The sequence below is a fragment of the Rhodopirellula maiorica SM1 genome (assembly GCF_000346295.1).
GTDB classification, from domain to species: Bacteria; Planctomycetota; Planctomycetia; order Pirellulales; family Pirellulaceae; genus Novipirellula; species Novipirellula maiorica.
Genome location: NZ_ANOG01000745.1, coordinates 1 through 19,199, shown reverse-complemented (window position 1 = coordinate 19,199; position 19,199 = coordinate 1). Strand labels below are relative to the sequence as shown.

General features: G+C 55.0%; 17 protein-coding genes, 1 tRNA gene and 2 pseudogenes. 12 read left to right on the top strand and 8 right to left on the bottom strand.

What is annotated here, in order from left to right; all coding sequences use genetic code 11:
* From RMSM_RS24225 to RMSM_RS43875, 3 genes and pseudogenes are all read left to right on the top strand, one after another.
* Positions 1-470: pseudogene (locus RMSM_RS24225) on the top strand (AAA family ATPase); the annotation flags it as partial.
* A gap of 66 nt (positions 471-536) precedes the next feature.
* Positions 537-875, top strand: a complete 339-nt coding sequence (locus RMSM_RS24220; protein WP_008702733.1) for a hypothetical protein — start codon at positions 537-539, stop codon at positions 873-875.
* A gap of 529 nt (positions 876-1,404) precedes the next feature.
* Positions 1,405-1,866, top strand: a pseudogene (locus tag RMSM_RS43875) (phage integrase SAM-like domain-containing protein); the annotation flags it as partial.
* Between the two features lie 735 nt (positions 1,867-2,601).
* On the opposite strand, the gene RMSM_RS24215 reads toward RMSM_RS43875, so the two are convergent.
* From RMSM_RS24215 to RMSM_RS43465, 3 genes are all read right to left on the bottom strand, one after another.
* Positions 2,602-2,675 (bottom strand) — tRNA-Val (locus RMSM_RS24215).
* 51 nt (positions 2,676-2,726) lie between these two features.
* Complete coding sequence (rpsU, locus tag RMSM_RS38865; RefSeq protein WP_081614312.1) at positions 2,727-2,921, bottom strand: 30S ribosomal protein S21; 195 nt, start codon at positions 2,919-2,921, stop codon at positions 2,727-2,729.
* Between the two features lie 465 nt (positions 2,922-3,386).
* Positions 3,387-3,509, bottom strand: coding sequence for a hypothetical protein (locus RMSM_RS43465; protein ID WP_008702726.1), 123 nt, complete (start codon positions 3,507-3,509; stop codon positions 3,387-3,389).
* 137 nt (positions 3,510-3,646) lie between these two features.
* Between RMSM_RS43465 and RMSM_RS24205 the strand changes: the two genes are divergently transcribed.
* Positions 3,647-3,826 (top strand): hypothetical protein, encoded by a 180-nt coding sequence (locus RMSM_RS24205; protein ID WP_008702724.1) that lies wholly within the window; start codon positions 3,647-3,649, stop codon positions 3,824-3,826.
* On the opposite strand, the gene RMSM_RS24200 is transcribed toward RMSM_RS24205, so the two are convergent.
* Together RMSM_RS24200 and RMSM_RS24195 are read right to left on the bottom strand one after the other, a co-directional pair.
* Entirely contained in the window at positions 3,811-4,785 is a 975-nt protein-coding gene (locus tag RMSM_RS24200; protein WP_008702722.1) for a putative 2-dehydropantoate 2-reductase, read from the bottom strand. The two genes, RMSM_RS24205 and RMSM_RS24200, sit on opposite strands and share 16 nt — an antisense overlap.
* A gap of 4 nt (positions 4,786-4,789) precedes the next feature.
* Positions 4,790-4,978: a hypothetical protein gene (locus RMSM_RS24195; RefSeq protein WP_008702720.1), complete on the bottom strand. Its 189-nt coding sequence runs from the start codon at positions 4,976-4,978 to the stop codon at positions 4,790-4,792.
* 66 nt (positions 4,979-5,044) lie between these two features.
* Here RMSM_RS24195 and RMSM_RS24190 point away from each other — a divergent pair, with 66 nt between their 5' ends.
* The 4 genes from RMSM_RS24190 (at position 5,045) to RMSM_RS24175 (ending at position 11,252) form a co-directional block, all read left to right on the top strand.
* Positions 5,045-6,184 (top strand): NPCBM/NEW2 domain-containing protein, encoded by a 1,140-nt coding sequence (locus RMSM_RS24190; protein ID WP_008702718.1) that lies wholly within the window; start codon positions 5,045-5,047, stop codon positions 6,182-6,184.
* 108 nt (positions 6,185-6,292) lie between these two features.
* Complete coding sequence (locus RMSM_RS24185; protein WP_008702715.1) at positions 6,293-8,173, top strand: S1C family serine protease; 1,881 nt, start codon at positions 6,293-6,295, stop codon at positions 8,171-8,173.
* Positions 8,170-9,186: a S1C family serine protease gene (locus tag RMSM_RS24180; protein ID WP_008702714.1), complete on the top strand. Its 1,017-nt coding sequence runs from the start codon at positions 8,170-8,172 to the stop codon at positions 9,184-9,186. The genes RMSM_RS24185 and RMSM_RS24180 overlap by 4 nt, the downstream gene beginning before the upstream one ends.
* Before the next feature lie 5 nt (positions 9,187-9,191).
* Positions 9,192-11,252 (top strand): PDZ domain-containing protein, encoded by a 2,061-nt coding sequence (locus tag RMSM_RS24175; protein ID WP_008702712.1) that lies wholly within the window; start codon positions 9,192-9,194, stop codon positions 11,250-11,252.
* A 30-nt stretch (positions 11,253-11,282) separates the two neighbouring features.
* Here the strand turns inward: RMSM_RS24175 and RMSM_RS24170 are convergent, their stop codons facing one another.
* The 3 genes from RMSM_RS24170 to RMSM_RS24160 form a co-directional block, all read right to left on the bottom strand.
* Complete coding sequence (locus RMSM_RS24170; protein ID WP_008702709.1) at positions 11,283-12,215, bottom strand: sugar phosphate isomerase/epimerase family protein; 933 nt, start codon at positions 12,213-12,215, stop codon at positions 11,283-11,285.
* Positions 12,216-12,345: 130 nt separating this feature from the next.
* The gene (locus tag RMSM_RS24165) at positions 12,346-13,128 is read right to left on the bottom strand and encodes a TIGR00282 family metallophosphoesterase (RefSeq protein WP_008702708.1); all 783 of its coding nucleotides are present in this window, start codon (positions 13,126-13,128) and stop codon (positions 12,346-12,348) included.
* 200 nt (positions 13,129-13,328) lie between these two features.
* On the bottom strand, positions 13,329-13,823 hold the full coding sequence (locus RMSM_RS24160) for a low molecular weight protein-tyrosine-phosphatase (RefSeq protein ID WP_081614310.1): 495 nt from the start codon (positions 13,821-13,823) through the stop codon (positions 13,329-13,331).
* A gap of 741 nt (positions 13,824-14,564) precedes the next feature.
* On the opposite strand from RMSM_RS24160, the gene RMSM_RS24155 reads away from it, so the two are divergent.
* From RMSM_RS24155 to asnB, 4 genes are all read left to right on the top strand, one after another.
* A complete protein-coding gene (locus RMSM_RS24155; RefSeq protein WP_144057918.1) occupies positions 14,565-15,005 on the top strand; it encodes a hypothetical protein in 441 nt (146 codons plus the stop codon).
* Complete coding sequence (locus RMSM_RS24150) at positions 15,002-16,486, top strand: sodium:solute symporter family transporter (RefSeq protein ID WP_008702702.1); 1,485 nt, start codon at positions 15,002-15,004, stop codon at positions 16,484-16,486. The genes RMSM_RS24155 and RMSM_RS24150 overlap by 4 nt, the downstream gene beginning before the upstream one ends.
* A gap of 184 nt (positions 16,487-16,670) precedes the next feature.
* Positions 16,671-17,702, top strand: a complete 1,032-nt coding sequence (locus tag RMSM_RS24145) for an aspartate/ornithine carbamoyltransferase family protein (protein ID WP_236622286.1) — start codon at positions 16,671-16,673, stop codon at positions 17,700-17,702.
* 196 nt (positions 17,703-17,898) lie between these two features.
* On the top strand, positions 17,899-19,199 hold a 1,301-nt coding region (asnB, locus tag RMSM_RS24140), incomplete at its 3' end, for an asparagine synthase (glutamine-hydrolyzing) (RefSeq protein ID WP_008702692.1).

The window sequence follows — 19,199 nt, the reverse complement described above, 5'->3', positions numbered from 1 at the left end:
AAGAAGATTGGCAGCTAGCTCTTTGGGACGTCAATCGTGGTATGCACGGCTTTGGTGGCAGTGATGTTGGTATCGAAGCGGCGGATCCATTGTCGGCCGTGGCCTCGCTCCGCTCTTTGGCCAGCAATAATGGCACGACCATCCTCGTGCTCAAGAACTTTCACCGGTTCTTGCAATCAGCGGAAGTCGTGCAAGCGGTGCATCGAGCGGTGGTGGAGGGCAAGACGGCACGGACATTCGTGGTGATCTTGTCACCCACCGTCCAGCTGCCCACCGAACTGGAGACGCTGTTCGTGACGGTCGATCACCCTCGGCCAGATCGTGAGCAGCTGGAAGAGATTGCTCGCGGGGTCGCGACGGCTGAGGGTGAATTGCCAGAAGGGAACGAGCTACAGGCGATCATTGATGCAGCTGCGGGGTTAACTCGTTTGGAGAAGCTCGCGATTCAGCAAGGCAGTCAATCACAATGATTTACGAATGAAAATTCAGGAAGCAATTTGAAACCGAGATTTGCTTTCACTGAGAGGAAAAATCACATGGGTAAAATCATTTTGCAGGAATTCGATGTTGACGAACTACGTGACGCAATTGTTTCGGAGGTCGTAGCTCAACTTACTTCGGCTATTCAACGGGCAAGCGGAGCCACGCCAACTCGAATCGCAAACCGCGAGCAAATGGCACAGCTCCTCGGGTGGTCTATCGCCAAATTAGACCGCAGGACCGCCGAAGGAGCTCTTGTAACAATCCTTGACGATGGCCGTCGAAGCTACTTGATCGAAGAATCTATCGAGAAGCTAACAGCTGCAACTCCAGCGGCGGAAGAGAAGGCGCGTCAGCGGCAAGCTGCTAAGCGGGCGGCCAAGTCGACGAAGTAGGACGGAAATAAGTGTGTGTAAATCGAACGGCTGCTGCAAACAACGTGACCCGCATGAACTCATGGCATCCGAGAAGTCGCTTGCCTTCTTTTGTGCGGTATAGCAAATTTCAACCAAGATTCAATTCGCGGAAAGCCAGAATTTTGGTAACCGAATATAGCGAATCACACCAGCATCGTGACGCAGAAGACAGTCAGTAGATGAGCTAGACGTTCGACTTTAAACGAAATAGACGCAGAGAAGCGTCGGAAGTGTGGGTCAGCCACCTAGCAAAGATCTAGAAGACAACCAAGCGAAGCGTGCGAGTGATTGACGCAGACACGATACAATAAAAATCCGACGGCGGAAGTGATCCCCGAGTGCCAGCTTCCTGAGCTAACACGCCGCCGTCATTTATTTAGTCAGGAATACAACGGGAGTTGATAACTTGAAGGTTTCGAAATCACGTGACAGCCACCGCGATAACGCTTGGCGAATCCGCTGGACGGTAGACAAGTCGCGGAAAGCGATTTTCTGGAAAGGCAACGAGATGGAAGTAGAGACGGCAAGGAAGCACATCGTGCACCTGTTGGATTGTGCGAAGTACGGATCTCCAAAAGAGCGAGTTACTGTGCAATGGCTTGATTCTCTTTCCAACGAAGATTACGAAAAGATAGCTGCCAAGGGACTAGTAGAGGCCAGAGCTAACCAAACAGCCATCACGGTTGATCAACTTTTTACCATGTTTAAGAAGTCAAAGAGAGCTGTTGAGCAATCGACACTCGATACGTACCGCCGCGCCCAAAACAACCTCCTTTCGTTCTTTACCGCTGATCGCCCGATTGCCACGATTACCAAGGCCGATGCCAAAGAGTTTCGAGAGTGGCTCGAAACGGAGGGGAACACACGAGACAAAGAGCGTAGTGAACTCGCCCGAAACACATGTCGTCGGCGGATAGGTCTATGTCGCCAGATATTCACCTTTGCCGTCGAGTCAAACTTGATCCAGTCGAACCCGTTCAAAGGAATCCCTGCCACGGTCAACGCAAATCCTGAACGTTTTTACTATGTTCCGCTGGATGACTTTGGCATGATTATTGAGTCAGCCCCCGATGCCATGTGGAAGGCATTGATAGCGCTCAACCGACTAATGGGGTTCCGTGTTCCCAGCGAGATTCAAGCTTTGAAGTGGAATGACATTGATTTGCCGAGGGGCGACCTCCATATTCGGGCCAAGAAAACGAAGCACACTGCCAAGGGCGGCATCCGCACCGCACCTATTCTTCCCGAATTGCGACCGTACCTAGTGGACCTTTGGGCCGAATGCCAACCGGGTGTCCAATGCGAGCTGGACTCGCCTGTGTTCGCAAGATATGCCGACGCGACTGGGGCAGCCATCACGAACAAGTTCGTAAAGATTCTCAAGAAAGCAAATGTCAGCCGATGGCCGAACCTTTTCAGCAATGGACGCAAAAGCGCCATTACCGATTTGTTAGCTGCGAACCATTCGGTGACCGATGTGGCAAACTGGGTAGGAAACTCACCATCCGTAATATGGGAGTTCTACGCAATGGCTCAGGAGGAATCTCGCCGCCGAGCAGCAAGCGGCATTCCTGTCGAGAATCTGCGGACCACTTTGCGGACCAATTCAACGGGAATCGATGGCCCGCAAGGGCAATTAAGGGAAAGCGAAGACATAAAAAAAGCCGCAAAAAGCGGCTCGTGCGTTCCCGTAAGGGAAGAAACATGGGCGTTGAGGGACTCGAACCCCCGACCCTCTCGGTGTAAACGAGATGCTCTAGCCAACTGAGCTAAACGCCCGTACGTTTGACAAATCGAGGACGGTTTGGCTTTCCGTCCTGCGTGAATGGACTATCGGCTCAGCAAACGGGTTCGGCGGGAGCGGCGCTCGGCTCGCAGGCGATTGCGACGATTCGTTTCACTTGGCTTTTCGTAGTACTCGCGGCGACGCATCTCTTTCTTGATGCCACTGCGCTCAACCAACTTGCGGAATCGACGTACTGCCTCCTGAATGGTTTCCCGGTCTCGAACCACTAACTTTACCATTTTGTCTCCGATTTCATCGCTATCTTTCTAACTCCCCATTTGGCCGAGGAAATGTCAAATACGAAATGTGTGTGTTTCTTGTGCTAGCCTTTGCCAGCCTCACTAGCCTTTGCCAGCGAAGTGCGGAAGTTTACCCGCCTCTTTACCTCGATGGCAATGCCCATCAAGCCAAAAAAAACAGCTTTTTCCTGCTAAATCTCCTCAACCGGTTTCCCTGAGGGAGGGGCAAGGCAATTTTGGCACTCTGGTGAACTGACCGCCCCAACGTGACTGATAAGTCTTAGTCTATCGGCAAACCACCCGGCGTTGAATCGGTGAATCGGCGGTTCTTGGGAAAATAGTTGGGAGTTGGGAGTTGGGAGTTGGGAGTTGGGAGTTGGGAGTTGGGAGTTGGGAGTTGGGAGTTGGGAGGTGGGAGGTGGGAGGTGGGGGAGTGGGGGAGTGGGAGAGTGGGCGTTGCATTCGCTACAGATTGCCCGATCGGAATCGCCGCGGCGGTACCGGTTCGCTGATCGTTTCCAGCGGAATAAACGACAAACCTTGCCACGCTTTACCGACACGAGTAATCGGCACGTGGTTCGTGAACACGGCGGTGACTGGTCGATGCTTCGCACTGTCACGGCAAACGCGACTGGTCTGCCTCACGCTCAACCGCGTGGGCAGGGCTTGGCGTTTGGATGTGCACTTTGCTTTGCATTCACCCTACATCCCTGTGTGCTTTCGCTATGTCACCGACTCCTACATCCAACGTCGATACGATGGAACCCGGCCAATTGCTCAACGAACTCGAGCGTCGTCAGGACGAAGCGCTGCTGGAACTCGATGCCCTGGACGCCAAACTAACCGCGGTCCTGAAGGGACTGGGAGTTTCGCTTGACGACGAGATCGATCAAGAATTGGTGTGATCGATGTACCGCAGTTGGTGGTACAGCGTTTCGACGCGGCTCATTTCGTAGCCCGATTCTTTGGCCGCTCGCAGCGGGTTGCCCAGGATCGCTTCGGCTTCCATCGCTCGCTTGTTAAGAAAATCGAGCCGCATACTGCTGTCGTACGGCACCATCTTTCGCGTGTTTTCCAGCGTTTTTTCGATCACGGCTTCCGGAATTTCCACGCCGCACGCGGCGGCCCCGGCACGCACTTCTCGGATCACCGCTTCGGCCAACGCCGAGGCGTTTGGATCGTCCATGATTTGTTTTGTCGATGCGTTTAGAATCACCGACAGGCTGTTGAAGGGAATATTCCACATCAATTTTCGCCATCGCACCAAGGCGAGATTGTCCGAAAATTCGGTCGGAACGCCGGCCGCGTTCAAGTCATCGCAAATCTGATGGCCAATCGAATCCATCTTTGCATCGGTCTGCCCCGCCGACGATCCAGCCGCTGCTGAACCCGTCGACGAAACGCCACGGTATTGGCCAAACACAATCTTGCCAAAGTCAATGTGCCGGATGTGGCCTGGTCCGACCTTGTTACTACATAGAAAACAACAGCCGCCGAAGACTCGGTCTTCCCCCACGATGGCGGCCGAATCGGCTTCGACGTTCAGCCCGTTCTGCAGCACCAATACGACCCCGCCATCGCGAGTCGGAGCGGGCAGCAGTTCAGCGAGCAGGTGGTTTTGCGTCGTTTTCAAGCCGATCAGGCTGACGCCACACGGCGGCATCGTCTCGGTCGACGCGTGCACGTGAATATCGCGAAGATGCATATCCCCCCAAATGCTGTCGACCTTTAGCCCATACGCGCGGACATGATCAAAGTCGCTGTGCAGCAGGAAGTGCACTTCAAATCCTTGCCGTGCCAACATGGCTCCGTAGAGTCCACCGAGGGCACCCGCACCGATGATTGCGTAGCGTTGCGTGTTCATAACGCTACATTAGCGAACCCGACTTGCAGTTGGCAATTGCCACGCCGGACAACTCACCTCGTTTGCGTCGCCAGCCCCAATGACCGATCGGGTAAGCGGAAAGAACCGCCACAAGCCGCATCTTGCTACTCACCCCCAACCGGAATCCGAAGCGAACGATAAAACCAAGCCAATGGCCGATCGTGGCAGACAATAAGCATCTCTTGCGCTAGAATAGGGCGGTCCGGGGCATGTTCCATTCTCACTGCGAGTCGCATTGATGCTGACAAAGACACTGTTGTTATTCCTGTTGAGCGTGATTCCGGTTGACGTTTCGACGACCGACGGGGAATCAGTCCAAGGCGATTTCCAAGGCATCGGCTCGGCTGAGCTGAAAATCGAAGTGGATGGCCAGACACAGACGTATGCGTTTGACGCACTCTCGTCGCTAACACCGGTGGAAAAACCGGATGCGACTGGCCCGACGATGCGAGTAATCTTGGCTGCGGGATCCGAGGTCGCCGCGCAAGGTTTGTCACTCACCGACGAAACGTTATCCATCGAGCCGCGACGTCAAAATCGCCTGGACGTTCCCGTCAAACAAGTTCGTGCGATCCGATTTCGCGCGGCCACCGCGGCGGTGAATCCCGCTTGGTTGGCAAAGCTCGAAGACGAACGGCGGGGCGACACGATCGCGATCCGGCGTGAAGGCGACATGCTCGATTTTATCGAAGGCGTCGTCACGTCGATCTCTGCAGATACCGTCGGACTCGAACTCGATGGCGACGAAATTCAAGCGCCGATTGCAAAACTCGAAGGCGTCATTTTTGGTGGGACCAAGGTGTCGTCGAATCCAGGGGACATTCAAGTTGTCGATTCTTACGGGTCTCGATGGTCGGCGTCAGAGATGCTGCCTAGCGAAGCCGACGCACCACTGCACCTGAAACTCTCCGGCGGAATCACTCACACGATCCCTTTGGAACACGTCGAATCCATTCGCTGGACCGGAGGACTCTCGTTTTTGGCCTCGGTAAAACCCGCTGCTGCGTCACACACGGAATACGTGCAATCGAAACTCGATCGCGACATGCTCAACGCCTGGTTCGCTCCGAAACCGGCTGATGGCCAAGACTTGGTCTTGTATGGTCGCTCGAGTGTGGAATATCGCATCGACGAAGGCTTTCAAACGTTTGCCGCCGGCGTGCGACGTGACAAATCGGTACGAAACGCGACCGAGACCACGGTACGAGTCTTTGTCGACCAGAAAATGGTTTGGGAAGAATCGATCAACAACAACCGGCCTCTCGGATTTGAGCTGCCCGTGGCGGAAGGCCGCCGGTTGAAGATCGAAGTGGATCCAGGCTCGCAAGGCGACCTGGGCAACACGATTCGAATTCTGCGTCCTCGCTTATTACGATAGGCATAACGTGACCAAAGACATAGCGTGACCAAGTGCCGTAATCGGATGGACGCGTTCGTGATACAAATTGTGGAAATGAGAAAGGACGGGATCGTGAATAGGGCTAGGATGACAAAACACTCTGCGATCCCGCTGCGACATCCGGTGATGATCGTCGCCATGATGCTGGTCGCAACGATGACGATCTCGACCGGCGAGTCGACGTGGGCCGCCGAAGGGCCGCTTGAAATTTCACCGCTGTTGGCCCAAGCCGAACAAGATCGGATCGATGCGATCGAACGAGCGATGCCATCGACCGTTTGCGTGTTTGTCCCTGGCGGTGGCGGCGGAGGCAGCGGCGTGTTGATCTCACCCGATGGATACGCGTTGACTAATTTTCACGTTTCCAGCCCCGCCGGTAACTACATGCGTTGCGGGCTTAGCGACGGCAACATTTACGACGCAGTAATCGTCGGGATCGATCCAGTCGGTGATCTGGCGTTGATCCGACTGCTCGGCCGCGACGATTTTCCGTACGCCACCCTCGCCGACAGCCAGAAAGCCAGTGCCGGTGACTGGTGCATGGTGATCGGCAATCCGTTCCTGCTGGCATCGAATCTTCAGCCCACCGTGACCTGGGGTATCCTCAGCGGCGTGAACCGGTACCAATACCCCTCCGGCACACTGCTAGAGTACGCTGATTGTTTGCAAACGGATGCGTCCATCAATCCCGGCAACTCGGGCGGCCCGCTGTACGACGCCGAAGGACGATTGTTAGGCATCGTCGGACGAGCGTCATTCGAAAAACGAGGGCGAGTCAATGTGGGCGTGGGATACGCGATCAGTATCAAACAAGCCAAAAACTTCCTCGGCTATTTGCACAGCGGCCGAGTCGTCGATCACGCGACACTCGGGGCGACCGTTGCGACCGATCCCGACGGAAGCGTGCGAGTATCCAACATTTTGGAATCCAGCGACGCCTATCGACGTGGTCTGCGGTACTCGGCCGAGATCATTGAAATCGATGGGCGAGTCGTGCACACCGCCAACGACGTCCAGAACGTGATTGCGACGCTGCCAAGCGGATGGCGAGTCAAATTGGTCTATCGCTACGAAGGCAACACCGTCGAAACACTGGTGCGACTGATGAGCGTCCATGGGCAAGACGAATTGCTCGAAAAAATGGCTGGAGCGATGCCGCCGCCACCCCCTCGCGAAACTCCGAAAAAAGACAGCGACGAAGACAAACAAGAAGAGGATGACGGTGACGACGCGGGCCCCGAAGTCGCCGAAGGAGATGTCCCTGCCGCCGTTTTAGCGGTCTACGAAGAACGTCGTGGCTTTGCAAACTATTTCGCCAACCAACAACGGCAAAATGAATTCATCGATGCGTTAAGAAACCAATTTCCCAAAGGGAATGCGGGACAGACTCGCACTTGGTCGATCCAAGGCAAAACCAGCAACGACGACAAGGTGTTCATCTACGTTTCGGACGATCGGTTATCAATGGTCGTCGGTGACACACCAATTGAACCGGAAACGAAATCGGACCTCTACGAAAGCGTCGAAGCAAAATCATTTGCCGGAGCGATTCCTGCATTAGACGCATGGCGGCGGATGTTAGACAAAGGCCCCAAAAAGTTTGGGGAGACGATCTATTGGGGCAGCATGCCATTGGCAGGCGAGCGACCGCTTCGCGATTGCGTGGTCGGCAGCGACGGCGAGTTCGAAATTCGCTGGTTGTCCCACCCCGAAAACAAACAAGTGGAATGCATCGAAGTGTTCGCCGATCGCGACGAAGACCCAGCGGAACTTTGGATTCATCGCGATTCAGACGATGCCGATGCCGCACCAACGCGACTGGAGATTCGCTATGGCGTCGAGTCAATTTTCGAAATGACCGTCGATTCATGGGAAGTTCTCGAGAATGAATCCCCCGATGGTGACGACAAGGATGACACGGATGCGGCCAAACCCGCCCCTCAAGATCAAGCGGAGCAACAAGGTTGATTGATTTCACATTCGGTCGCGTGATCGCGATCCTCATGCTGGCTTGGTTACCGATGGCGTCGGCGTTTGCTGAGCCGTCGCTCGAACAAGCCGCCGAACACGCACAGCAGCGAGTCGTCAAGATCTATGGCGCCGGTGGCTTGGCGGGGCTCGAAGCCTATCAAAGTGGATTCCTGGTTTCACCGGCCGGCCACATTGCGACGGCGTGGAGTTACGTGTTGGATGTCGAGCCTACGGTGATCCTGGATGATGGACGCCGCTTTGACGCCGAGATCGTGGGGTTCGAACCGTCACTGGAATTGGCGGTGCTGAAAATCGATGCAGCGGACCTGCCGTTTTTCGAAGTCAGCGGCGACGTTAACGCTCAGTGGGGCGATCCCGTGATTGCAGCTAGTAATTTGTTTGGAATCGCAACCGGTCGCGAACCCGCCAGCGTGATGCAGGGAAGTGTTGCGGCGGTCACGACGCTCGACGCTCGACGCGGAACATTCAAGACAGCCTATCGTGGCCAGGTCCTGATTTTGGATCTGGTCGCCAACAATCCCGGTGCCGCCGGGGGCGCCGTGGTCAATTCCAATGGTGAATTGGTCGGCATGTTGGGCAAAGAACTACGAGATGCATCGACTGGCGTGTGGCTGAACTATGCGTTGCCCGCGTCCGCGTTCCGCAAAACCATCGGTGACATTATCGCTGGGCGTGTTGTCCAGCGGATGGACGACAGCGAACCGAAATTGCCACGCGATCAAGCGCATTCACTGGCAACGCTTGGCTTGGTAATGGTCCCCGATGTGTTGGAGTCCACACCGGCGTATGTCGATCACGTGGCGGCGGACAGCTGGGCCTCGCGTGCTCAGGTGCGAACCGACGATTTGATTTTGCTGCTTAACGGCCGTCGAGTCGAAGGCCAACGATCACTCCGCAACCTGCTTCGCACCATCGATCGCCGTGACCCAGTGGAACTAACGATCCAGCGGGATTCCGAAATCATTCCCATCACACTCCGAGCCAAGTAATCACAATGATTTTCACTGCGAATCCGGGCGGCTCGCGCCGTGCCGCTAACCCAGTCGCCGGCGTTGTGAATGCGGCGCTGACTCAGCCAACTCGATGGAACTCGCTTGCTCTCACGTTTGTCGTTGCGATCATCGCTTTCTTCGCCGTGCGCGCGTCACATGCATACGCCGCCGATGACGTTTCGTATCGCCAAGCAATGGCCGAAGCAGTCCGCGCGACTGCGAATCATGTGTTGCCGTCGGTCGTGGTCGTCGAAGTCGTTGGCGGAACCGGCGCCGCCGATGGCGAAGTCGAGCAAGACGCGCCGACCAGCGGTGTGATCATCGACAAGGACGGTCACATCCTTGCATCGAGCATCGTCGTGCGTCGCCCCTCGGCCACGATCTTGGTCGTTTTGCCGGATGGATCGCGACATGCTGCCGAGGTCGTCTCGAAAGATGAGCACCGTGACTTAGTGCTGCTAAAGATCAAGACCGATATAGAACTGAACCCGATCGAGCTGCCTGATCAAATCGATGCCCGCACCGGCCAAACCACAGTCGCAGTCGGACGCTATGGGATCGATGCTTCGCCGCTGGTTAGCCGCGGCGTGCTGAGCGGCAAAGAGCGTCTCGACGGGATCGCAATCCAAGCCGATGCGAGAGTCACGGCATCGTTTTACGGCGGGTTGCTGGTGGATCTGTACGGCAACGCGCTTGGTATTTTGATTCCGGCGGTTGCCGAAGGCGGTGCCGAAGCGGATACCGATTGGTACGACTCGGGAATCGCGTTTGCCATTCCGCTGGACGTTGTCAAAAAGAATCTCGCTCGAATGCGAGCGGGCGACAACATCAAAAAGGGACTGATTGGAATCGTCGCAAAAAGCAAAGATCCGTATGAAAACCAGACCGAGCTTGCCGCGATTCGCGTCCGCTCGCCCGCCGAAGCTGCGGGACTCAAGGCGGGTGACAAGGTGCGCGGCATCAACGCCCAGAAAGTTCAACGCCATCAAGACGTGCGACTGTTGCTGGGGAAATTTGATGCCGGTGACACGATCTCGATCGAAGTTGAACGTGATGGAAAACCGCTTACGTTTGACGTTACTCTGACCGATTCGATCCCGCCCTTGCAACCTCAGCGTTTGGGGGTGATCGCCGTCGACCAATCGGCAACGGAAAAGCAAGACGACGAGTCGAAGGATGAGGATCCCGCCAAACAGGTCGTGGTTCGCGAGGTGATCTCGGGCACGGCGGCCGAAGGGAAACTCGAACCCGGTGATATCATCCAAAAGATCGGCATCGCCGACGTGGATGGCGTGGAGTCGCTTCGCCGCCAAATGATTGCTGCCGAGCCTGGCAAAGCGATCGAACTCGTCGTCAGCCGCGCAGACGAGAGCAAAACGATTGTGCTGACTCCTGATTCGATCGACAGCGGCGTGATGACGGCAATTCCCGAAGCCTGGACCGAGGTCGAAGCGAAATGGTCGATCAAGGAGCTGAAGCTACCCGATGCCGCCAATGTCGCTGCGGTCTTGGCACCACAATCCGGCGCCACGCCGAAGCAATTGGGATTGATGGTGCTGTTGATGAATCCTGGCGAAGCCGCACCGAAAGAATTGCTGAAGTCATGGCGTGACGTCGCAGAAAAGACAGGTGTCGTCGTGTGTGCGGTGGCTGCAGAAGACAACAAACGTTGGCAACCCAAAGAGATTGACGTCATCGGACGATTTGTCGCTTCGATTCAAAAGACGTCGGCAATCGAACCATTGGCCGTCGCCGTGGCAGCCCCCGGTGCCATCAGTGGCACCAAAGCAGAGGCGGCCGATTCGATGGCATTAGCAGTAGCAATGTCCGCCAGCCGCACGTTCTACGGCGTTGCGGTGTCGGCGAAAACACGCCCGCCGGCCGTTCGGCTGCGAGAGAACGACGCCGAAGCGTCGCTGCAAATCTTGTTGCCAATCGAACGGCAAGAAGAACCGCCATCGTGGGCACCGACGCTGAAAAAAGCTGGCTACCCCGTGATCCAGGCTGGCGAAGTCGACCAGGAAACGCTGCTGCGGTGGGTACGCTTGCTTCAAGCCGTTTAGGTTCTCCAGCCGCCTAGATCCTCATGCCGTTTAGATACCTAAGGCCTTTCGCAACGAATCGGCAACCTTGGGGACCTGCGTGTAGGGCGATTCTTCCTCGTACTCCAAAACCACAAAGCCTTGGTATCCGGCATCTCGCAGGATCTTGCCGATTCGGTCCAAGTCTGCGGGACTCTTTTTCCCCGATGGCGATTTCATCGTCGTCTTGACTTGCACGTTCACGGCATAGGGAACGCATTGCACCAGATCGGCATACGGATCTTCGGAAATGAAATTGCCAGTATCTAAATTCATCCCCACCCAAGGGCTCTGGACCTGTTGCATGATGGTTAAACATTGCTGTGCCGTCAGTTGCCCGTGATTCTCAACACCCAAGAAAATACCCTTGGACGCTGCGTGCTCGGCACACTCTTCGAGTGCCGCGATCGCCTCGGGCATTCGCTCGGGCTGCTCGTCGATTTTCTTTTTTGTACCTGCGAAAAACCGGATGTGGGGTGCTCCTAAGATCGCAGCGTTGTCGATCCATTTAATTGCATCTTGAATCTGCTGCTTCAGTTTGGGGCCTTTGCCGACGGTAAAGTCGTTACCGATCGCCGTGCCTGAAATCGCCACGCCTTGCTGGAACGCTTTGCGTTTGAGTTCGAGAAAGTAGTCGGCGGTCGGCAGCGGATCGAAAAAGTAACTTGTCAATTCGGCGGCTTCAAATCCATGCATCGTGCAGTAATCGATGAATCCCGCCATGTCGATCGCAGGGCCATCGTCGGCCGGTTTTTGTGGCCGTTCTTTCATAAACGAAAAATAGCTACGGAACGAGTAGGCCGCTAACGCCAATTGGAAACGCGGTGGCCCCGATCGCTCGATCGGTTCACGCGCCGCGCTCGGATTGGAAAACGAATGACAAGCCAATGCAGCGCTGGTTCCCGCAGCCAAAGTATTTTGAATAAATTGTCGTCGCTTCATCATGGTGCACCTGCAAAAAAGAAATGACCGTAAAAATGGAGTTGCAAGAAGACGCTATTCTGACACACACAAAGATCACATGCTGCGGTTTTCGCGACACTTCCCAGTGCGCCGATCGCTTTTTTCAGCAGGACTACTTATCGATGCGTCGTTCAAACCTTTCGATCGACGTCGCTCGGCCATCGACATCGGATTGGACAATCGCCCCACATAGCCGCACATCGTCGGTCGCGACGTGAAAATGGCACGGCTCAAACGTGCGAGTCGTCTGGGTTACCCGTTTGATGTCGCGGCCAATGATACTCGCATACGGGCCGCACATTCCCACGTCACACTGGAATGCGGTTCCACCGGGAAAAATACAAGCGTCCGCGGTGGGCACATGAGTGTGGGTGCCAAGCACCGCCGTCACTCGGCCGTCCAAATAACGTCCAATCGTTTGTTTGTCGCTGGTCGCTTCGGCATGAACGTCGACGAGGATCTGTTTCGTCTTATCCCCAATCTCCTCTAGCACTCGATCGATTGCGATGAAAGGACAGTCGACCGGACGCATAAAGACACGTCCCAGCAGTGACACGATCGCCAGCGAACCGCCGCCGCTTGTTTTGACGGTCGTCCAACACTTGCCGGGAGCTTCGGGAGGAAAGTTTGCGGGTTTGACGATTCGCTTGCTCGTGGCCAGCGTTTTCGCGATCTCTTTCTCGCGAAAGATATGATCACCTAGCGTCATCGCATCAACGCCTGCGTCAACCAAACGACGATATTGACGCGACGTCAACCCCGATCCATCGGCTGCGTTTTCTGCGTTGACGACCAATGCATCCAAACGCAACTCTTTGCGCAGCGGCTCGGCGTTTTGCAGCACGGCGGTGTAGCCAGGTTTACCGACAACGTCACCGAGAAACAGGATTCGCATCAAATTTGATTTTTGTTAGACGAAGGGGGGAGGGCGTGAGGGATCACTTCGACCGGAGCAAGCTCATGATACTCGCGCCGCATCATGAATGCGAAGACATACCAGGTTGGCGAAGCACATTCCCCCCTGATGATTGCGAGATCACCCCACGGCTGAAAGTCGATGGCAGCGAAGACCTAGCAAGTGTAGCGACGGCGGGATCAAATGTCGTCGAATTCGCCTTCAAAAATATCCTCACCCGCCAACGTTTGCATGATCAACGGGCAGCCTTCCTCGAGCATATCGAGCACTTCACCGAACCCCTCTTCTTCACCGTAATAGGGATCGGGGACGTCGTTGGGCCATTCGTCGTCAAGATAGTCGCCGAACATGCGGATGTGAGTTTTGGATCCTTTTCGCAACCCATGCAGAAAGGCATGAATCTCTGAATCCATCGCCAAAACCAGATCAAAGCGTTTGGGATCAAGATCGGCCGCGGTGACCACTCGAGCACGGCTGGTTAATTCGTAGCCACGTGCTTCGGCAGCCGAACGCATTCGTGGATCGGCGAGTTCACCGACGTGAAAGGCCTGGGTCGCCGCCGAATCGACTTCCATATCGACACCGTATTCTTGGGCGAACCGTTTCATCACGGCCTCGCCGGCAGGCGAACGGCAGATGTTTCCCATACATACAAATAGGATTCGTTTTGTCATTGAAGTTGCACCCTACAAAGGTGTCTTGGAAGCACGTTGGGGAATTGTGAATTCGCTGGACAAACGATGACAAACAATCCGGCATCATTCGCCCAGGAAACTTGATCACGATCCAGATGGGTCAAAGATTGCCTGGGGTTATGTTTCGAAGTGATTTGAGGCCCCCAGAGTCGCAGCGTCACTGAGTATAACATTTTGCGCCAATTTTGCAGGTGTGCTCCGCAGCAGAACCAAGTTAGGACGCCAGGAAGATCGGATTTGACTGATTGCTGAGAACGGATTGCTGAGATCGCTGAGATCGGCGTGACGCGATGGAGCGGCGATCAAATAGCTCGGGGGGTGAGTGGGGTGGGTTTTGGATTATCGCAAAATTTGGTATCCTTGTTTCTCATCTAAACATGACAGGCTTTTCACGGGCGGTGAGAGACCGCTGAAACTGAAAATTCAAAATTCGTTTGGACGACGTAATGTTGAGATTCCCCCTTTCAGACACCGGTAAGGGAATCATGCGAATTGAAGTGACGAAAATACTTTGGCGGTTTGATTCACTTTGAGAACTACGAACGGTTCGTTTCTAAAATCGCGAGTCATTTTCACAGGAGATGCGGTGTTTTTTTGCCGTCATGGCATAACGTTTCACAGGAGCCTGGCAGCGTCGATGACGTTGTTTTTCTTTGGCCCCTCCTTGTTCAGGTTACGCCTGTTTTCGGTCAAGATCCGTCAATTGATTCGGATCCCGCGATGACGTCGCAAGATCATCGTGGTGACGAAATTCCTGGTGACACGACAGAACAATCGCTGGCGTTTGAGCAAACGGAGTTTCCGGTCAACCAGGAAGGCTATGTTTCGCTGAGCTGGAACGAGGTTCCGGGTGCGAGCGAATATGTTTTGTTAGACGATTCGCAACGTATCCAATACCGTGGTGCTTTTCCCGTTGCCTTTGTCTCGGGGCTGTCCAATGGGACTTATCCGTTTCATGTGCAAGCCAAAAACGCCGACGGGGACGTGATCGCGACGACGCAGGTTCCCGCGGTGGTCGAGGTCCAGCATTGGCCGATGAAGTACGCATCGGGACTGTTTTTCGTCGGCCTAGCCGTCTTTCTTATACTGGTGTTTTTGATCACCTGGGGCTCATGGCGGGCTCCACCGGCGCGTGATGAACCAAGCGAGGACCATTCATGATTGTTGCTGCGGCTCCGATTTTGAGTTCGACCGCGGGCTATGTGATGTTGGCGTTGTTCAGTGTCTTGTGGATTTCGCTCGGTCTTTGGTGGGGACGACGTGCCAAGTCGTATGACGGGTTTGCGGTCGCTGGCCGAAACGTCGGCTTAGCGTTGGCGACGGCAACCGCGGTAGCCACGTGGATCACATCGAATACCACGATGTTGGCACCGCAATTTGCGCTGCAATTGGGCGTGTGGGGTGCGGTCGCCTATGCAACGGCAAGCTTCGGATTGTTTGCGTTTGCGCCGATGAGCGGTCGCATTCGCAAATTGATGCCCAATGGTTATACGGCAGTCGAATTTGTTCGCCGTCGCTATGGCACCTGGGGAACGATTCCGTTTCTAATCATTTCGCTGTTCTATGCGTTGACATGGTTGATTTCGATGTCGATGGCCGGTGGTAAACTGCTAAATGTATTGTCGGGCATCCCCTACGAGGCCGGTATGTCCGTGGTCTTATTGGTGTGTGTTTTGTACACGCTGTTTGGCGGGATGTTTGCTGTGATTGGCACCGATTTTATCCAAAGTTTGATCATTTTGGTCGGACTGGTCGTGGTCGCCATCGCCGTACTTGTCAAAATAGACATTGCCGACGTGCACGAAAAATTAACACTGGATCGACCGATGTTGTTGTGGGTCTTATTTCCTGCCGCCTTGATGTCGCTATTCAACAATATGTTGTTTAGCTTCGGTGAAATCTTTCACAGCAACGTTTGGTGGAGCCGTGCGTTTGCGATGCGAGAAGGCGTTGGCCCCAAAGCGTATGCACTTGGCGGATTATTGTGGTTACCTGTTCCTGTTTTGGCCGGATTCTTGGGATTGGCCGCACCAACCCTTGGCATCGGCGTCAGCCAGCCTGATACGGTCGGCCCATTGGTGGCCGCGACGTTGTTGGGATGGGGCGGTGCCCTGCTGGTCTTTGTCATCGTCTTCTGCTCATTGGCGTCAAGCATCGATAGCCTGTTAGCAGCCACGTCGGACCTGATCGTCAATGACGTCATCGAACGATGGTCGCCTGGCCCACTCACTGACACAGCAAAGCGGCGTTATTCCGCGATCAGCATTGTGCTGCTTGGTGTGTTGTCGTGGTCGTTTGCGTGGCCGAATCTGGGAACGCTAGCCACCGTACTGTTCTTTGCGGGACCGATGGTGGGCAGTTGCATTTGGCCCATCGTTGGCGGTCTGTATTTTCGCCGCCCTAGTGCCGCAGCCGCTTGTAGCGCCATGGTCTCGGGCAGCATCGTTGGCTTGGCTGCCTATCAAATGATCGGTTGGTTTGTAGGATCGTTGGTCGGAGCAGCGGTATCCGGAATCGTATTTGGTTTGGTCACGTTGTTTGTCCCCGACAACTTCCAATTTGAACGGCTATCGACTCTCGAAGGCAACGACGATCAAGTTGACGCCTTGGACCCCCGCCAGCCTGTGGGAGCGAGTTCCTGATGATGTTTTCCGTCACTTTTCTACAGTGGCTTGTCGTGGGTGCGCTGGTGCTTTGCAGCATCGGGGTGATCATGCTTGTCGCGTTTTTGTTCTTCGATTCTCGTGGTAAGAAGATATGGTGAAGAACGTGAGCACAAACACAAAAACAAACTCTCAATCTCTTCGCACGACAACGGATGTGGCGATGAACTCCAAAGGAATGCAATTGTGTCCTGGCGATCTGCTCGCCACCAGCGACGGCAAGATCGATCGTGAGGCGCTCAAGGCGCTCGCGGGACAATCGATCTTGAACCCACGGCAATTTGATCGCCGCACCGTGATCGCGATCGCCCAATTGGCAGCCGTGCTGGAGATGCGCAATGTCGAAATCGACAAACCGCTTGATGGCAAAATTGCAATCACTGCATTCTTCGAAGCCAGCACGCGGACACGACTGTCGTTCGAAAGCGCCGTGCAGCGGCTCGACGGTAAAGTGCTGTCGGTACCCGATGGTCAAGTCACCGGCGTTGCCAAGGGAGAATCGCTAGCGGATATCGGCGAGATGTTTAACACGTACGGTGACGTGGTCATCATGCGACATCCCGAAACCAATAGCATGGACGAAATTCGTCGCAATCTGCAGCGACCGCTGATCAATGCCGGCAACGGTTCAGGGCACCATCCGACGCAAGCGTTGATCGATTGGTACTCGTTGCTGAAATGGCGACCGGAACTTTGCAAAGAGGATTGCCCCGAGGACCGCCGCGTGCATCTGGGGATCATTGGGACACCCGGATCGATGCGAGCGGTGAAAAGTTTTCTGCGACTATCGCTGATGTTCACCAACTCGGTCAAACGAATCACGTTGATTTCGGAAATGGCGGATCCGGTGGGCTTGGATTTAACCGAGCCGATCGAAGAGTCACCGATTCCAATCGATATCACCAATGACGTGCAAGAAGTATTGCCGCATTTGGATGTCGTGTACGTCAATTCGATCGCGTTTCTAGGCGATAGTTACCGAAACCTTGACGGTCGCTATAAGATCGAACGCAGCAGCAACTTGAAACCGGGTTCGGTAATCATGCACCCGCTTGCCCGCAACGACGAGTTATCCGAAGACTTGGATGAAACCGAACACAATCTTTATTTTGCCCAAGCAGCAGGCGCTGTTTTCGTGCGTCAAGCACTTTTGACCGCCGTACTGGATCGCTTGGATCGAATCAGCGGAATCTAATCTCAGGGCGATCGATTGGTCGACGCCCAAGGTTAAACGGCGTCCACGGATCGACGCTTCGTTGATCGGCGTTCACTGAGCAGCGTTCATTGAGCGGCCGATGGCGTCGGCAGCAAGGCGGCACGACAAGACAGCCAAAAACGGCAGCTTGCGCCAACCTTATTCACCCAAACCAAAACACCCAACGGGAAATCATATGTGTGGCATTACTGGGTTTTGGAACCCATCACGAACCAATGAACGCGAACTGCGTTTCACTCTCGATCGCATGCTGGACGTCTTGGACCATCGCGGCCCGGACGAACGCGGCAGTAAATTTTACTTAAACAATGGCGTCGCACTCGGGCACACTCGGTTGTCGATCGTGGGACTGAGCCATGGTCATCAACCGATCGAATCGGCCGAAGGCGACTACGCCATCACCGTCAATGGCGAGTTGTACGGTTACAAACGCGTGCGGACGCAACTAGCTTGCCAACAATATGATTGCAGTGGCAAAAGCGATAGTGCGATCGCGCTGCCACTCTATTTGCGAGACGGATTGTCGTTTGTTGATCAATTGCGCGGCGAATTTGCCATCGTGCTGTACGACGATCGCAAGAAACGCTTGATCTTGATTCGCGACCGATTCGGCATCAAACCACTCTATTACTCCGTCAACGACAACGGGGTGGTATGGGGATCGGAAGTCAAGTCGATCCTAAAACACCCCGACGTGACGCCCAAACTGTGCCCCAAAGCGGCGCTGCACCAAATGATGCAAGTCATGGTGCCCGGCAGCACGGCATTCGAAGGGGTTCACGCCCTACAGCCCGGACACATGCTGGTCGCGGAGATGCGAAACGGGCGTTTGGAAACAAAAACCGAGCGGTGGTGGGATTTCGTCTTCCCCACGTCGCATGATCCCAATCCCGATCCCGCAGAGTACGTGCAAGGTGTCCAGGATCGTTTGATCGACGCCGTCGCAACACGATTGGAAGCGGACGTGCCGGTCGGTTGCTACCTTTCGGGTGGCATCGACAGCTGTTCGATCCTAGGGTTGGCGACGACGCTGCAGCAGTCGCCGGTCAAAGCGTTTACGATCGCCTTTGACAGTGACGAGTATGACGAATCGAACATCGCCAAATTGATGGCCGATCGCACCGGAGCCGAGCAAGAACTGCTGCGGCTGACCGAAAAAGAACTTTACGGTCCCGCGTTTGAACGGGCGACTTGGCATGCCGAACGGACGTTCTATAACACCCTGGCCGTCGCCAAATGGCATATGAGCCGCCGCGTGCGGGCTTGTAATTACAAGGCCGTCGTCACAGGCGAAGGATCCGACGAACTGTTTGGCGGCTATCCGTTCTTCAAACGCGATTGGTTGGGCCGCGAAGACGAAGGCGGCTTGTTCGCCGGCGCGATTTTGTCCGAAGAGGACATGACGCACCCGGCGTGGGAAGACCTGTGTGGGTTCACTCCGTCGTTCATGCAGCCCTGGATGCTGGTGCTCGAACG

Excerpts from the sequence above, each read along its gene's own strand:
- RMSM_RS24220 (WP_008702733.1), top strand. The coding sequence starts at position 537 with ATGGGTAAAATCATTTTGCAGGAATTCGATGTTGACGAACTACGTGAC.
- rpsU (WP_081614312.1), bottom strand. The coding sequence starts at position 2,921 with ATGGTAAAGTTAGTGGTTCGAGACCGGGAAACCATTCAGGAGGCAGTA.
- RMSM_RS24205 (WP_008702724.1), top strand. The coding sequence starts at position 3,647 with ATGTCACCGACTCCTACATCCAACGTCGATACGATGGAACCCGGCCAA.
- RMSM_RS24200 (WP_008702722.1), bottom strand. The coding sequence starts at position 4,785 with ATGAACACGCAACGCTACGCAATCATCGGTGCGGGTGCCCTCGGTGGA.
- RMSM_RS24190 (WP_008702718.1), top strand. The coding sequence starts at position 5,045 with ATGCTGACAAAGACACTGTTGTTATTCCTGTTGAGCGTGATTCCGGTT.
- RMSM_RS24185 (WP_008702715.1), top strand. The coding sequence starts at position 6,293 with ATGACAAAACACTCTGCGATCCCGCTGCGACATCCGGTGATGATCGTC.
- RMSM_RS24175 (WP_008702712.1), top strand. The coding sequence starts at position 9,192 with ATGATTTTCACTGCGAATCCGGGCGGCTCGCGCCGTGCCGCTAACCCA.
- RMSM_RS24170 (WP_008702709.1), bottom strand. The coding sequence starts at position 12,215 with ATGATGAAGCGACGACAATTTATTCAAAATACTTTGGCTGCGGGAACC.
- RMSM_RS24165 (WP_008702708.1), bottom strand. The coding sequence starts at position 13,128 with ATGCGAATCCTGTTTCTCGGTGACGTTGTCGGTAAACCTGGCTACACC.
- RMSM_RS24160 (WP_081614310.1), bottom strand. The coding sequence starts at position 13,823 with ATGACAAAACGAATCCTATTTGTATGTATGGGAAACATCTGCCGTTCG.
- RMSM_RS24155 (WP_144057918.1), top strand. The coding sequence starts at position 14,565 with ATGACGTCGCAAGATCATCGTGGTGACGAAATTCCTGGTGACACGACA.
- RMSM_RS24150 (WP_008702702.1), top strand. The coding sequence starts at position 15,002 with ATGATTGTTGCTGCGGCTCCGATTTTGAGTTCGACCGCGGGCTATGTG.
- RMSM_RS24145 (WP_236622286.1), top strand. The coding sequence starts at position 16,671 with ATGAACTCCAAAGGAATGCAATTGTGTCCTGGCGATCTGCTCGCCACC.